Origin of the sequence: Rubidibacter lacunae KORDI 51-2 (assembly GCF_000473895.1) — a bacterium.
GTDB classification, from domain to species: domain Bacteria; phylum Cyanobacteriota; class Cyanobacteriia; order Cyanobacteriales; family Rubidibacteraceae; genus Rubidibacter; species Rubidibacter lacunae.
In genome coordinates this window covers 130,148-145,506 of the sequence record NZ_ASSJ01000070.1, presented here as the reverse complement: position 1 = coordinate 145,506, position 15,359 = coordinate 130,148, and the positions used below count along the sequence as shown (strand labels likewise).

Below are 15,359 nucleotides of genomic sequence, written 5' to 3'. Positions count from 1 at the left end.
CGGACAGCGCATAAATGCCGCAAACAGCCACTTGCCGATCTATCGGGCATTGAGCGGATAGTGCTGCTCTAGCCAATGTTCGGCAGCCGCGCGGTTGGCAAGCTTACCATCGAGATAGGCAGCAAGCAATGCATCCAGGATTTCACGATACTGCGGTCCGGGTTTGTAGCCACGAGCGCGAAGGTCGTTGCCGTCTAGCAGCGGGCGGATATGGCTCCAATGGGCGAGGTACTGCCAGAGACGGCGGCGGAGCAGTTTAGGGGCGCGAGCAAGCACCAGGAGCAGGAGCGGCTGCTGATACCTCCGCAAGGCAACAACGATCGTGCTCGGCGGACTGTCTTTGGACAATACAGTTGCGATCGCGGGTTCAGCAGCGTTCAAGGTGCTCAAGCGCTCCTGGCTGTCGGCAGGGAGTTGGAGGGCGGCAGCCACGTCAAGGCGATCGCGATGGGGTAGGGCGGCGACAATTGCTTCGAGGCGCAACCGCCAACGGTCGAGCTGGTTGTCGCGATCGAGGCGGTGAAGGCAGCGATCGAGATACCGGACTTGCCACCACAACTCAGCGGTGAGTACCAGGTCGGGATGCAGACACCGCCAGGCATCGAGGTCGGCGAGTAGGTGCGCGGCCGGCCGCCAGTACGGAGCTTGCAAGATGTATTTAAGTTCGGCTTTGAGGCGAGTTTGCAGGGCGGGGGCGCGCTCGCGCTCGCTACGAGAGCGTTCGTAGGCACCGCTGGCGATCGCATAGTGAATGTAATCAACCGTTTGGGACTCGAGCTCGAAGTGCAAACGGACGGCAAAGCGCACGGCTCGATAGATCCGCGTGGGGTCTTCGATAAAGCTATTGGCGTGGAGGACGCGGATCAGTCCCGCGCGCAGGTCCAAATAGCCGCCGAAGAAGTCGAGCAATTCACCAGCTCTGGGCGCGCTCAGACGCAGGGCAAGAGCATTGATGGTGAAATCCCTGCGGTAGAGGTCTTGGCGGATGGAGCTGGCTTCGACTTCGGGATTGGCAGCCGGATAGGGGTAAAACTCCGTGCGGGCAGTGGCGATGTCAACGCAGAGCGGCCCGAGATCGCTACGAGCAGACCAGAGCAGCGCTGCAGTTTGAAAGGTGCCGTGGACGTCAAGACGCGCGCCAGGGAACCCGTCGCGAATGACGTTGGCGAGTTCGACTCCCGCACCGACGGTAGCCGCGTTGTGAAAACCGTCGACGACGAGATCGATATCTTCGAGCTGCAGCGGTCGACCGTCCTCGGCAAGCAAGACGTCGCGGACGGCTCCGCCGACAAGATACAGGTGCCAGCCGCGATCGCTGGCAGCGGTTGCAGCCCCTTGCAGCATGTCCCACAGTTTCGGTGCCAGGCGATCGCAGAGGTTCGGCAGCAGGCAGGCGTTGGTTGGAGACTGTCGAGCTGGACTACCGACGGCGCGGTCGTGCTGGCGTTGGCGCAGGACGTCCGTACGAGTGACGATGCCGACAAGTTCGCCTCTGTTCAGGACTGGCAGCCGTCCGATGTCGTAGGTAACCATCAAGGATTCGATTTCCGGCAGCGGCACGTCTGGGGCGATCGTCTTGAGGTTGCGGCTCATGTAGCCTTTAACGGGTGCGTGTTCGAAGCCGTGGTGCAGCGCGAGGTCGAGGTCGCGGCGGGAGATGATACCGACGAGGCGATCGCTAGCATCGACGACGGATAGACCCGAGTGACCGTAGCGCAGCAGAATTCTCTGGGCATCAGCAATGGGGGTTTCCGGACGGATCGTGCGGACGGGAGCAGACATCAGCTCGCGAGCAGTGGGCGGGTGTGGGACGAGCGCGTGCAACTGGGAGAGCGCGTCGTCGAAGGTAGTCTGCGGAGCGATGTCGGAGAGCGTGGCCGAGGCCGCCTGGGGATGACCGCCGCCACCGAAGCCGGTCAGGAGCGCGCCCATGTCGGCAGCGTCGCGGCGCGATCGCCCGATCAGGATCAGCTTGTTGCGATCGCCGCGCCGGTAGCGATAGCCCAGCAGCAAAGCGTCACTTTCGGTGAGATCGAAAAGCTGTTCGGCAACGCGGGAGAGCCCGGGAATGAAGGCGTCACCTGCTAGCAATACCCAAGCCAGCTGGCGTCCGGCAACTGCGTCGGTTTGTAGAGTTTTGAGTGCCGTGGCAAGCAACTGTTGCAAAGGTGGCGAGAGGGCGGGCTGCAGGAACGCGGCGATCGCGCTGATGCTAGCCCCTTGCTCCAGCAACCAGGTAAGGGAACGGGCGTCGCGGAGAGTGGTTTGCTCGAAGGTCAGGGAGCCAGTATCTGCGTGGATGCCCAAGGCCATAGCCGTTGCTTCGACTGGCGTTGGTAGGATGTTCTGGGCGCGCAGGCGTTCGGCGATCAGGGTGGCGGTGGCGCCGACGGGTTCGACGACACGGAGCGTGGCAGGCAGATCGCTAGTGACGTCGAGGTGGTGGTCGTAGACTTCCACGGCGCTGAGGTTTGGCAGGTCGAACCACTCGGCAACGGGACCGAAGCGATCGCGGGTCTGGGCATCAACGGCAGCGAGGGTGCGGATGCGGTCGGGATGGATGCTGCGTCGTTCGCTGACAGCCAGTTTGTCGCGATAGAAGGCTAAGAATTCCTTCACACCTGGATGAGTCCCGCCGGTGAGAATGAGGCGCGCGCCGGGCTTGAGTCGTGTCAGTCCGACAGCAGCTCCCAAGGTGTCGAAATCAGCTGTTTGATGGCAGAGAACGAGATCCACGACAATTCCTCGTACATTTGCCTCCAGCATACGAAGCACCTGTCACACGCCGATTCGGCGAGGGTAGCAATGGTCGGTTTCATGACTGGCATGCAGCCTTTCCAACCACACCGTTTCCGATCGGGGGAAGTTATGGTTCTACTAGCAGCTATTCTCATTTTATTAACTTCCTTTTTTAGAATAAATATTTTTCATAAAGTCAGTTAGTTTTCCCTGCCCGAGGTTCACTTGCAGATATAAAAAGACCTAGCGTTGCCGCCTTGCGCCTGCTTCCAGCTTGTTTGAGATACTCATCAAACTACCCGAACCATTCTCCGTCAGCTCCCGTTCTTCCGCTGCTCTCGAAATAGCTCGCAGTCTTGACATCAGGGTCTGAGTTCCTCAAATCCAAGACCTGTGGAGCGTATAAACGACATCCGGTCGATCCCTGTATGCTCGACTTCGTCTCTCTGATATTGTCCAACTGCTAACGTACAAGCTACGTTCGACAAAAGCCGGACATGCTGTACTCTTTGAGGATGAGAAAAAGGAAGTTAGCTAAAGAGAGGAAGACGAGCGCGGGTAGCGTCTAAGTATTACTGCGGATCTGCTCGGGACGTTCTGCCGGTAGGCAGTCCAGTCAGCAGGCGACTCCGATACCTCAAATCTGCTCTTCCAAGAAGCGAAAATCTTGTTCGACTTCGGTCCAAAGCAACCGGTTGTGCGGGTCGGATTGCAACGCTTTTTTTAGATAAATGCGGGCCTTATCGGTCTGGTGCGAGGCGGCCAAATCTCGACCGTGCAAGTGGTAGGCGATCGCTTGCCACTGGCGAACTTCCCGGTCTTCAGGTAGGCGACGGGCTAGGCTTTCAACTAAGGTGATAGCCCGGATGAACCGTTGCTCTTTTAGCAAGACATGAAGTTGCTGATAGGACTGCCGTTTGAGATGGCGATCGAGGTCGGAGAGTGGCTGTGATGTTGTGGAGTTGCCCTGATGTGGTGCGGCTGGTGATGTAGCTGTCGAGGCTGGTTCGGTTGGGGCTTCGCGTTCAACGCGGACGCGTCCCTGACTAGTTGCACCAGCGCGCGGTGCGGTGCGGTCGTACTTAGTGGCAGGCGGTCGCGAGCCGACACATTTCATCAAAAATTTGTAGGCATCGGTCAGAGTGATGAAATGCGCAAGGGCATCTTGTCTGGGGTTGATATCGGGATGATACTGGCGGGCCAGACGTCGGTAGGAGGCTTTTACTTGTTCTGAGTCGGCACCGACACTCAGCTCTAGCACGCGATAGCACTCCTCAACACTCATCCGTAGCTTCCGCTTCGACATCGCTTCTCCCAGGACACGCAATATGCAGAGTTTTTTTTGATTAGCTCGTATCTTGCTGTCAGTATAGGAAATGAAAATACCCTATGGACTTTACTCGCCGTTGAAGCTTTTGGGCAGACCGTCACTGGTGTCTGGAGTGAAGTTCATGTCAATTACGTCGTGTCATTCCAGTGCTTAAAGAAAGACTGCCGTCTGCAACGATCGGTGCGTTACAGACGGTGCGGTTGCGTTCTTTTAAGCCGCCATGCGATCTTCGATCACGCGATCGATCAATCCGTACTCCCGTGCTTCTTCAGCAGACATGAAGTAGTCGCGATCGGTGTCCTTGGCAATTTTCTCCACGGGCTTTCCAGTGTGATGGCCTAGCAGCTCGTTGAGCTGTTGACGAATGCGAAGAATTTCGCGGGCCTCGATTTCGATGTCCGAAGCTTGTCTGCTGCCCTGTACCCCACCCATTGGTTGGTGGATCATGATCCGCGAGTGCGGAAGAGCCAGGCGTTTGCCAGGTGTGCCAGCTGCGAGTAAGAACGCTCCCATTGAGGCTGCCGTACCGACACAGATCGTGACGACTTCTGACTTGATGTGTTGCATGGTGTCGTAGATGGCCATGCCCGCCGTGACAGAACCGCCCGGGGAGTTGATGTACAGGTAGATTGGCTTGCCGGGGTCTTCCGAATCAAGGTAGAGCATGACGGCAACCACCTGATTGGCCAGGCTGTCGTTAATGCCGCGCCCGATGAAAATAATTCGTTCGCGGTAAAGGCGATCGTAAATATTGACCCAGTCCGAATAGGGCTGGCCGGGCAAGCGGTAGGGAACGCGGGGAACACCAATAGGCATGGTTGTAATGGTCCTTTCAGGCAGAACGAAGAATGATGGTCGACGCTGGATTTAGGCACCCCAGCGCGTGTGATTTGCCTCAACAGTCAATTGCGTCCGCGTCATCAATTCGGAACGGCGACCTTACTGGGAAGTTCCTTGGAGCTGGTCAGTACGCGATCGATCAAGCCGTACTCCAGTGCTTCTTGCGGGGTCATGTACAGCATGCGATCGGAATCCTTTGCAAGGCGTTCGGATAACTGACCGGTATTGCGGGCGAGGATCTCCAGGGTCATCTGCTTATTTGCCAGGACTTCTTTCGCGCGGATTTGGATATCGGTTGCTTGACCTTGTGCGCCCTGACGCGGCTGGTGCAAGATGATCGTCGCATGAGGAAGGCTAGCACGATAACCTTTGGTGCCGGAAGAAAGAATCATCGCGGCAGTTCCCATGGCTTGCCCAATACAAATGGTGTGCACGGGCGGTTGGATGTAGTTGATGGTGTCGCAGATGGCAAAGGCTTCTGTCTCAAAGCCGATCGCCTCGCCACCGTACCAAGAGGTCCCGGTGGAATTGATGTACATAAAAATGGGCTTTTCGCGGTCTTCAAATTGCAAGTAAAGCAGCTGCGCGACAATCAATTCGGTCACGTCTATGCCCATTTGCTCTTTATATTCATCCGGGGAGACCAGTGGCAGCCCGAGATAGATGATGCGTTCTTTGAGCAGCAGCGAGGGCAAATCTGGCGGCGGCGGCGTACGCATGGCGTCGCCGTAATAAGGAGCTTGGACTGCCTGAATGGGCGAATTCATAGCGGTTTCAGTGCTGTCGTAAGGTCGGGGACCGCGTATAGCTAGCGACCGAATCCCGCTCGCCACGCATAGCTTGATTGGGTGTAAATGCCATGCATCATGGTTCCGTTTTCGATCGCGAGCCGTCCGTGTCCCGATCTTAACCTAGGGAAAACTTTGGGTCCGGCAAGCACCGAACTGCGGGTTACGGTCCTAGGGATCGCGTGTAATCTGCATAGCAGCCCGAGTGAGATATTGGGTCAGGGTGAAGGCATCGACACCGAGTTCGGTGTGCTCTCGTGCCGCAATAACCCCCGCTCGGGCATGCCAGGTTGCGGCAGTGGCGGATAGGGTGTGGAGATTGCTACCGGGTAGCTGGGCGACGAGGCCGCCGAGCAGTCCGGCGAGGACGTCGCCGCTGCCGCCACGAGCGAGCGCGGGGGTACTAATAGGAACGACCCAGGTGTTGCCGTTGGGATGCGCGATCGCAGTGCGCGCTCCTTTGAGAAGGACGATCGCGTTGGAGACTTCGGCGGCGGCTCGGACGGCCGCAAGGCGATCGCCGTTGGGGTCTGGGAGTTTCGGGAAAAGGCGCTGGAACTCACCCGCGTGGGGTGTGAGGACAGTGGGAGCGCGGCGCTGCTGTAGGGTCGCAACTGCGTCGCGTTGGGCGAGGAGAGTGAGGGCGTCGGCGTCGAGGACGAGGGGTTGAGGGAGGTCGAGCACCACATCGAGGAGGGGTCCGGCGTCGAGGGTGATGCCGGGACCGCAGGCGATCGCTGTGGTGCGGGTGAGGTCGGCGTGGTTGGGGAGGGCAGCGATCGCGCCGGTGTTGGTGGGAGGGCAGGACAGGGCAAGGGCTTCGGGGAGACGGGCGATCAATCCGGGAACGACTGCCTCGGGGGTCGCGATCGCCAGCATGCCGACGCCGCTGGCGCGCGCGCCGAGAGCAGTAAGGTGGATACTGCCGGGATAGCGCTGGGAGCCGCCGATTGCGAGAAGGTAGCCTTGCCGGTATTTGTGTGTCGTGGGCTCGCGAGGGATAGGCAAGTGCTGGCGGGCGATCGTGTTGGTGAGGATGCGGACAGGGGGCGGGTTGCCGAGGATAGCGTGGATGTCGGCGGGTGGGATGTCGAAGTCGATGAGTTCGGTCGTACCGAGTGCAGCGAGGGCACGGTCTTGGAAACAGGTGCGTTTCCACAAGCCGAGGCAGAGGGTGTGGGTGGCGCGGACGGCGATGCCCATTGTCGCGCCGGTGTCGGTGTGGATGCCGGAGGGCAGGTCGATGCTAGCAATGGGAATTTGCCAGGCGTTGATTTGGGCGATGCTGTCGGCAAGGTTGCCCGCGATCGCGCGCTCCAGACCGAAGCCGAAGAGTCCGTCAACGATCAGATCGCTGGCTTGGAGCGGGGTGATGGTGCGGTGGATGGGGATGCCGAGACGATCGGCGTAGCGGAGGTGGGCGGTGGGCAGGTCTTTGAGTTTGTCGGTTGCCTGCCAGAGGGCGACTCGGTAGCCACTGTGGTGGAGTTCGCGGGCGATAACGAGGGCGTCGCCGCCGTTGTGACCGGGACCGATGAGGATACCGATGCGAGGATAGCGCGAGCGCGGATAGAGGGTTTGGATGCGGGCGGCGATGCGACCGGCGACTTTTTCCATCAGGGCGGCGACGGGCAGACCGGCATCGAACAGGCGCTGTTCGATTTGGCGCATTTCGGCGGCGGTGACGATCGCGTCGGTGAGATTGGGAGGCATGGGTGGGCTGGGATGGCGGTGGGACGATCGCGCCGGGTGGAATTTAGGATGACGGCGATCGCGTCACATTTGTTTACCCACGCTAGCGGAGGGACTGGGGCTTGCTTTACCGTGAGAAATCGATATTAACTTCGGTTTACAAACGCCCATGACAGCTGCGCCGACTCACCACAAGGCCCGCGCACTCCGCCCCGGGAGCCCTCGTCCTGCGAAGGAACTCTGCAGCGAGTGCGGGTTGTGCGATACCTATTTCGTGCATTACGTGAAGGATGCCTGTGCGTTCCTCAATCAACAGGTGGCGGAGCTGGAAGAGGTCGCGCACGGGCGCAGTCGGGACTTGGATGCGCCGGATGACGTTTATTTTGGGGTGCATCAGGAGATGATCGCGGCGCGCAAGCGCGAGCCGATCGCGGGGGCGCAGTGGACGGGGATTGTCAGCGCGATCGCCTGCGAGATGTTGGAGCGCGGGTTGGTGGAAGGAGTCGTGTGCGTGCAAAGCGCGCCGGGCGATCGCTTTCAGCCGCAGCCGACGATCGCCAAGACGCCTGAGGAGGTGTTGGCGGCGCGGGTGAATAAGCCGACGCTGTCGCCGAATTTGTCGGTGTTGGAGCTGGTGGAGCGCTCGGGGATGCAGCGGTTGCTGGCGATTGGGGTTGGGTGCCAGATTCAGGCACTGCGGGCGGTGCAGGATAAGCTCGGGCTGGAGAAGCTTTACGTGTTGGGGACGCCGTGCGTGGATAACGTAACGCGGGCGGGTTTGCAGAAGTTTTTGGAGACGACGAGTCAATCGCCGGAGACGGTGGTGCATTACGAGTTCATGCAAGACTTTCGGGTGCACTTCAAGCACGAGGACGGGTCGGTGGAGATGGTGCCGTTCTTCGGACTGAAGACAAACAAGTTGAAGGACGTGTTCGCGCCGTCGTGTATGAGTTGTTTCGATTACGTGAATTCGCTGGCGGATTTGGTGGTCGGGTATATGGGCGCGCCGTTTGGGTATCAGTGGATCGTGGTGCGCAATGACACGGGTAAGGAGATGTTGGAGGTGGTTGCCGATCGGTTGGTGATGCAGCCGGTCGGGTCGCAGGGCGATCGCCGAGCGGCGGTGCAGCAGAGCATTCCGGCTTATGACAAGGGCGTGACGTTGCCGATGTGGGCGGCGCGGTTGATGGGTGTATTTATCGAGCGTATTGGTCCGAAGGGGTTGGAGTACGCGCGCTTTTCGATTGACTCGCATTTCACGCGCAATTATTTATACGTGAAACGCAACCACCCGGAGAAGCTGGCAGATCACGTACCGGAGTACGCCCAGCGCATCGTGGAGCAGTACAATTTGCCGGATTGAACACGGGGCGGATGCTGGGGATGCACATTGAGGTTTTCATTTCGTACTCGCATCAGGACGAGGCACTGAGGGTAGGAGCTAGAGAAGTACCTTAGCTTGCTGAAGTGCCGCTGGGTTATCTCGCTCTGGAATAGGTCTGCGCTCGTCGTTGCTAGCCTGGATTATTCACGAAGATTTTGACGAAGTTTCAAACCCTTTCACTGACTAGGCTCCAATCTATTTGTATAGAAACGCACTGTCATTGAGCGAAAAAGTCTGCAAGCCTTTTACGGCAAAAGGTATAGGATCTCCGCATAAGAGTTCATGAATAATTCAGGCTAGATCCGTGCAGGGTCTTGCCGTCAAATTCCACCACTGAACCGTCGGCGATCCGAGCAACGGCTCGGACTCAGTTGAGGCAGAGCTATATCGCACTCCCCTCGAAGCCTTCCCGGTAGCGTTCGAGCGGCCTTACGTTCGAGCAATCTTACGTTCTTCAATAAGCGCAAACTCTACCCACGTCCCGCGATCGTCGTAGCGGCGAATCGCGCGCCGCCGCCGGGCGGGTGCGAACAACCACCCAACCTCCAAAAAAAAACCTGACGATTGCGGATCTCGAGTGGGGTCGTGCAGGATGCCCCATCGGGCAGCAATAACACCTGAGCGGTTGGCTCGTCGCGATCGAACAGCAGGCGCGTGCCGTCGATCCGCGCCGACGTCGTCAACTCCCACCTCCCAGATTTCAGCACGGACTCCAGGCGATCGCCCACCTGCCGCACGGTGACCAGCGACTCGGCCGTCGCGCGTGGTCGTAGGTCCGGATACAGCGTTGTTATTGTCCCCTGCCACGTCCCCACGAGTTGCTCGACAGTCGTTTGCGGGCGATCGGGTGCCGTCGTGTCCTGCCGCCGTTCGCGAATCAGCGTGATGCTACTGAGGTGGCTATCGCGATTGAAGAGCGACACCAGGCGCAAGCGGCGATCGCTCTCCACAAATCCGATCTCCGCTCCGAACTCGCTAAAGGGACCAAACTGGCTGGAGCCAACCGAAAACGTCCCATCTTCAAATACCAGCGTGTTGCGGTTGAGCGAGCCGTATTCAATCACCTGCGGTGCCGGCGCGTCCCCCTCAGGGAAGCGCGCGATCGTCTGGCGAATGCGTCGGTTGTCGTCCAGCCCGGTCAGGCTGACTAGGGTCGGCGTATCATCTACCGGTTCGCCCCGTGGTGTGAGGCGGGTGAAGCTACCCTCCCAGTCGCCGAGGTGTTGAAGAAGGTTTTGCCACTGCATGGGAGGGGGGTAAATGCTAGTTGGGTATCGGTCGGATTAGGGCAAACATAGACTCGGAACCTCAGCTCGGTTTTCGCAATAAGCGAGGCTCGATCTGGACTGGTTGATACCAATTTGCACAATACCTACGAAAGATGAGGCAAACAATCCGAAGGAATACTGGTTCGGGATCTGCCATCTGTCGCAGCGCTTCCTAGAGTTGGTACGAGAACTGAGAGCTAAGTTCAAACACTCCAGATCGCTGATTCCCCAATTCGGTCGTAGCAAAGAAATCTGTACGCATTTGCCCTAATCGGTCGGATGCCAGCGCTTGTCGGTGCGGTCTAGGATGCTGGAGCTGCCGCTCTCGCCTGCAGTTGCTGGGCAACACCGCGCACGAAGTCCTGGAAGATTGCTGCACGGCGCGTTTGCTCGCCGATCGCCTGGAGGTGTTTTTGAAGGCGATCGCCTTGCAGTTCTCCACCCGCCGGTAACTCTTGCTCCTCAAAGTAAGCGATCAGACTCAACCCAGCCAGTCGGGTCAGGTAAGCCGCGCTAACGCCCTGCACTAGACCGCCTGCCGCATAGGTCAATGCGTTGCCCTTGAGCAGCCCGGCTACTGCTTGGGTCGTCAGCTCCACGAGTCCGAGTTGCGCCATCAGCCGTCCAAGGGCTCCGGCAGCCGTTTGAGCTTGCTGCCACGAAAAATCCTGGCAATACATCGCCCCCAGATCCGCAACGAGCTGAGCGTTGATTGCAGCCGTTGCTAATAAATCTAAGGATGCCACTGGCGTGGCAAAGGCAGCAGCGGCACTCAGCCACTGATAGTTCTGAATGACGGGCAGTGCGCGCTCGCGCCGCGCTCGATTAAGCTGTGCCTTGATATCGGCACCGATCGCCCGTGCCTGCCGCCACGCAGCCGCCAGGACGAGCTGCGATTGCTCGGTAGCGACGAGCTGCTGCAGGCGATTGCGCAAGGCAATCAGATCGGGAGCGGTCTGCTCCAGCCACTCGCCCACCGTGCCGTCATCGGCGTGACGGCGAACCTTAACCGGTGCTGGTGCGGACGCAATCGCCACCAGATCCGCAGCGTCGAGGGTCGGACAGACGCGATCGCGCACCTGCTGCCAGATAGCAGCGCGCTCTTCTGGAAGAAAACGATCTTGGCGATCGAGCGCAAGCAAGACCCGCTGGCGTTCGCCCCGCAGGAACGTCATGCAGTCCCATTCAGATGCTGTCAGATCGCCATGGATAAGGAAAACCACCAGATCCGCGGCCAGCACAGTCGCGCGCGTTGCCGCGTCATCGTCGGTACCAACCAGCGGTGTTGCGGTCTCGGCAATGTCGATCGCAGCCTTGATGGGTTCGTTAGCTAGCACCTGTGCGAGGTGTGCCCGCCCCGTGCCCGCCCCGCCCGCAATTGCGACGCGTAGCTTCTGTCGCTCCAGGGTTTGCGGCAGTTGCGCGAGCTGCCCTTCCCACACTGCAGTATCGGCGTGGGGAACTTCGGCTTGCAACTGGGCGATCGCCGCCCGCACCCTGGCCAGTTCGCGCTCGAGGGCCGCGCGATCGACCGGCGTTGCTGCTGGCGTGGGTACGCGACGCGACTGCTGCTGCAACCACCACGCCCCCGTTCCCACTGCTGCGAGGCTCAGCACTCCAAATTCGCCGGTTTGCCAAAGCGCGTCTTGCAGGCTCGACCACGCCCACAGCGCTGCCGATAACCCGAGCCCGCCGATCAAAATGGGCTTGCGCCACATGGGCTTGTTGCTTTCCTGCATTGCCTTGACGTTCTCCCGCAGCGTGCCGTGTCCGAGCAGTTGACTTGACTGTCGAGAGCGCGTCGCGGTTGCCGTTACCTCCAGCACGCCCGGCGTCGCTCTACTGCATCCTCCATGCTACGCCTCCGCGCGCCATCGAGCGATCGTGCTGCTGCACTCCGCAACAATACTCCGTAACTGCTGGTGGAGCTATTGCTCGGATCGCTCGGATCGATCGATTGCGGGGTCGATGGTGGAATCTGAATCGCGATCGGCGGCGGACTCGACGGCCGGGTCGCGAGCCACCAGCTCGAGCTGCAGTCGTTCCAGCTCGCGGGCAATTGCTTCTGCTTCGCCCAGAAAGCGCGCCGTTTCCACGTGCTGCTCCAAGTCTCCGGCAGAAGACACCAAGTCGCTCAAGCCTTCCACTAAACGGCGCAGGTTATCGCGGAACTCCGGGCTGCCGGTCAGCTCGTCTAAATCCGCTGTAATCTTCTGTGCGTTGGCAAACGTCGCCCGCGCAGAATCCAGCGTTTGCTGCAGGAGCACGACATTTTCGGGGTCGTTGAGCGTCCGCGACACGTCGCGGATGTTCTCCGATGCCTCGCGCGCATTGGAGACGAGTATTTCCAAATCTTCCGCGATTTGCGCCACGTCTGACTCTGATAACTCATTACCGAAGCGCTCGATGGTGGGCGCTACGCTGGCTACTGCGGCGTTAACTTGCTCGCTGGTGTCGGCAAGGTTGGCTAGTGCGCGCGAGATATCATCGCGGTTGTCGGCTACGAGACCGTTTGTATTCTCGACTAACTCCCCGACTTGCTGAACGAGCTCTGTCATCTCTCCAGTCGTTCCCTCAACCGCATCGACGGCCCGTTCGAGTTCGCCCTGCACCTTTTCCGACAGCTCGATCAGCTCGCTGCTGAGCTCGGAAATCTGGGTTGCGACCGTTCGCGTATCGACTGCTACCTCCCGCAACGCTTCCTCTGCCGTAAGGATCAGTGTCACGATGCTCACGCCAACTTCACCTTGCACGCGATCGCCATCGCACACGACGAGAGTAGAATCGCAGTCCTTAGCCAGGGGATCGGTCGCATCCGCCGACAGTGCCTCTGACAGCCCGGCTTGCGGAATGATATTGACCGATGTTTCCCCGATCAACCCGGACTGATTTGCCTGGATCAGCACGTCGCTCGGAATTCTCAGGCTTTTCGATGTCACGATCACCTCAACGTCCACGGTGCCGGACTGAGGCTCGATACTGTCGATCCTGCCAACAGATACGCCGCGATAGTATACCGGTGCACCAACCACGAGTTGGTTGGCGTTATCGAACTCGACGGTGAAGTTGTATCTCAGCACGCCGAATCGCGTTCCGCGGACCCACACCACCAACCCGCCGATCGCGATCAGTCCGATCAGCATGGTGAGTCCGACAGCTCCTTCCCGCAGCGTACGCGCTCGCATGATGGTTCCCCGCAATAGGATCTAGGATTCGGTAGTTTAAACGCACTCAACCGGACTCAAGATCGCTCGAATGCTGCACTAGAGCAACGTATCTGCCTGCATTTACACTCTTCGGGCCGGAGCTACTTTGATCGGTCCTTGAACGCTTGCACTGAGGAACTGTCGCACGAGTGGATTGTCCGTTGTGTCCAGCTCGCTAACGGACCCCGACCATTGAAACTTGCCCTGATAAAGGAACAAGATGCGATCGCCTGTCCGACGGATCGTACTCTCCTGGTGACTGACCATAACATAAGTACTGCAGGCGGATACGTCGCGTTGAAGATAGCGAACCAGATCTTCAATCACGGTTGAGGCAATGGGGTCGAGTCCGGCCGTCGGCTCGTCGTAGAGCACCACCGACGGGGCGGAATTGCGATTGTCGGGATCGTGCATAACGGCGCGGGCGAAGCTAACGCGCTTGCGCATCCCACCTGAGAGCTCTGAAGGCATCAGCGGACCAGCTCCTGGCAATCCGACTAGTTCCAAAGCGTAATCGACAATTTCTTGAATGCGTTGGGGCGGTAACTGAGAGTGCTGGTACAGGGCAAAACCGACGTTTTCCGCTACCGTGAGCGAGTCAAATAAGGCAGCTTGCTGGAACACCATGCTAATCGCAAGCGGGTCGGTGCTTTCTTCAATTAAGCCTTTGCGGAGCTTCCCGTTGACGTAAATCTCGCCGCTGTCGATCGGCATCAAGCCCGCGATCGCGCGCAAAATTGTTGACTTTCCCGTTCCAGAGGGACCGATAATAGCCAGTGCGTCGCCGGGGTAAATTTCTAAGTCGGCTTCGTCGAGAATCGGCTTGTTGTCAAAGAATTTAGATACTCCACGCAACTCGATGACGGGCGTCGCTTTGGTAAGTGCACCATTGCAGGTAGTCGTGGTCATGCGATCGCGTGCTGACGACTCACTATTTTGCGGGCGATTAGTCTGCAGGCAGTTGCAATCCGAACACCTCGGCAACAGCCTTCTCTACTTTATAGCCAGAGTCAATCGTCTCTAACGGATCCTTGCGCAGGCGATGGCGCAAACATAAAGGCATGACGCGCCGGACATCATCAACCGTCACCGCGTCGCGTTGCTCGTAAGCCGCGATCGCTTTAGCAGCCCGGTTGGTGACGATGTCACCGCGCAGTCCGTCAACGTCGAGCTCGGCACAAACGCGAGAAATTTGCACCCGCATGTCGTACTCGATACTGACGTCGGGAAGGCGTTGCTGGGCGAGAGCAAGGCGATCGCTCAGCAACGCTTGGGGCTCTTGATAGCGGGTCTCAAAGCCTTGAGGATCGGCGTCGAACTCGGAGCGCTGTTCGACGATCTGAACCCGCAGTTCGGGATCGCGCTCGGTACGAACTTCCACGCTCATGCCGAAGCGATCGAGCAGCTGGGGGCGCAGTTCGCCTTCTTCCGGATTGCCGGAGCCGATCAGCACGAAGCGTGCCGGGTGGCGGACGGAAATTCCTTCGCGCTCGACGACATTCCAACCACTGGCGGCGGAATCGAGCAAAACGTCTACGAGGTGATCGTCGAGGAGGTTCACTTCATCGACATAGAGGATGCCGCGGTTGGCGCGAGCGAGCAGCCCAGGCTCGAGAGCTTTGACGCCCTCAGCAAGGGCTTTTTCAATGTCGATGGTGCCGCAGACGCGATCCTCGGTAGCCCCCAACGGCAGGTCCACCATAGGCACCTTTATCTTGGCAGTCGCGAGGGTTGCGCCGGCAGGCAATTGTGCGAGTTGCTCTCGGATCTCATCGCTCATGAGGTCCGGATCGTCAGCGCTGCTATTGTAAGGATCTCCAGCAACGATCTCGATCTCGGGCAGCAGGTCGGCCAGCGCGCGGATGGTGGTGGATTTGCCCGTACCCCGATCGCCGAGAATCATAACGCCGCCGATCTTTGGGTCGATCGCGTTGAGCAGTAGGGCTAACTTCATATCTTCCTGACCGACGATCGCCGTGAAGGGGAAGACGATGCGGCGGCGGAGATTGGTCGGGGCTGAGACGGAAGCAGCGGTCATAGGTAGCGGTCTCGAGGAGCTGGGCAAACATCACATCATTGTGCCACAGTCGCTTCAATACACTCACAGCAAGC

10 protein-coding genes and 1 pseudogene are annotated in these 15,359 nt (G+C 59.1%); 1 reads left to right on the top strand and 10 read right to left on the bottom strand.

The genetic code is table 11. From position 1 onward, the window contains the following. Nucleotides 1-39: 39 nt before the first annotated feature. The 5 genes from KR51_RS12405 to KR51_RS12385 all read right to left on the bottom strand — a co-directional run bounded on the left by KR51_RS12405 (nucleotide 40) and on the right by KR51_RS12385 (nucleotide 7,410). A complete protein-coding gene (locus tag KR51_RS12405) occupies nucleotides 40-2,736 on the bottom strand; it encodes a CBS domain-containing protein (RefSeq protein WP_022608247.1) in 2,697 nt (898 codons plus the stop codon). A 640-nt stretch (nucleotides 2,737-3,376) separates the two neighbouring features. Continuing rightward, entirely contained in the window at nucleotides 3,377-4,045 is a 669-nt protein-coding gene (locus KR51_RS12400) for a J domain-containing protein (protein WP_198016774.1), read from the bottom strand. Nucleotides 4,046-4,279: 234 nt separating this feature from the next. Beyond that, nucleotides 4,280-4,885: an ATP-dependent Clp protease proteolytic subunit gene (locus KR51_RS12395; protein ID WP_022608244.1), complete on the bottom strand. Its 606-nt coding sequence runs from the start codon at nucleotides 4,883-4,885 to the stop codon at nucleotides 4,280-4,282. Between the two features lie 104 nt (nucleotides 4,886-4,989). Then, the gene (locus KR51_RS12390) at nucleotides 4,990-5,676 is read right to left on the bottom strand and encodes an ATP-dependent Clp protease proteolytic subunit (RefSeq protein ID WP_022608242.1); all 687 of its coding nucleotides are present in this window, start codon (nucleotides 5,674-5,676) and stop codon (nucleotides 4,990-4,992) included. 192 nt (nucleotides 5,677-5,868) lie between these two features. Next, nucleotides 5,869-7,410, bottom strand: coding sequence for a bifunctional ADP-dependent NAD(P)H-hydrate dehydratase/NAD(P)H-hydrate epimerase (locus tag KR51_RS12385; protein ID WP_022608240.1), 1,542 nt, complete (start codon nucleotides 7,408-7,410; stop codon nucleotides 5,869-5,871). 148 nt (nucleotides 7,411-7,558) lie between these two features. Between KR51_RS12385 and KR51_RS12380 the strand changes: the two genes are divergently transcribed. After that, complete coding sequence (locus KR51_RS12380) at nucleotides 7,559-8,752, top strand: Coenzyme F420 hydrogenase/dehydrogenase, beta subunit C-terminal domain (RefSeq protein WP_022608239.1); 1,194 nt, start codon at nucleotides 7,559-7,561, stop codon at nucleotides 8,750-8,752. Between the two features lie 450 nt (nucleotides 8,753-9,202). Here the strand turns inward: KR51_RS12380 and KR51_RS12375 are convergent. The 5 genes and pseudogenes from KR51_RS12375 to bchI form a co-directional block, all read right to left on the bottom strand. Continuing rightward, a pseudogene (locus KR51_RS12375) lies at nucleotides 9,203-10,020 on the bottom strand (DUF3598 family protein). A gap of 323 nt (nucleotides 10,021-10,343) precedes the next feature. Beyond that, nucleotides 10,344-11,867 carry a YcjF family protein gene (locus KR51_RS12370; protein WP_022608235.1) on the bottom strand — a complete coding sequence of 508 codons (1,524 nt, stop codon included), beginning with the start codon at nucleotides 11,865-11,867 and terminating at the stop codon, nucleotides 10,344-10,346. Between the two features lie 102 nt (nucleotides 11,868-11,969). Further along, entirely contained in the window at nucleotides 11,970-13,226 is a 1,257-nt protein-coding gene (locus tag KR51_RS12365) for an MlaD family protein (protein WP_022608232.1), read from the bottom strand. Nucleotides 13,227-13,328: 102 nt separating this feature from the next. Continuing rightward, complete coding sequence (locus tag KR51_RS12360) at nucleotides 13,329-14,156, bottom strand: ABC transporter ATP-binding protein (RefSeq protein WP_022608230.1); 828 nt, start codon at nucleotides 14,154-14,156, stop codon at nucleotides 13,329-13,331. A 37-nt stretch (nucleotides 14,157-14,193) separates the two neighbouring features. Beyond that, on the bottom strand, nucleotides 14,194-15,285 hold the full coding sequence (gene bchI / locus KR51_RS12355; RefSeq protein ID WP_022608228.1) for a magnesium chelatase ATPase subunit I: 1,092 nt from the start codon (nucleotides 15,283-15,285) through the stop codon (nucleotides 14,194-14,196). Nucleotides 15,286-15,359: the final 74 nt, after the last annotated feature.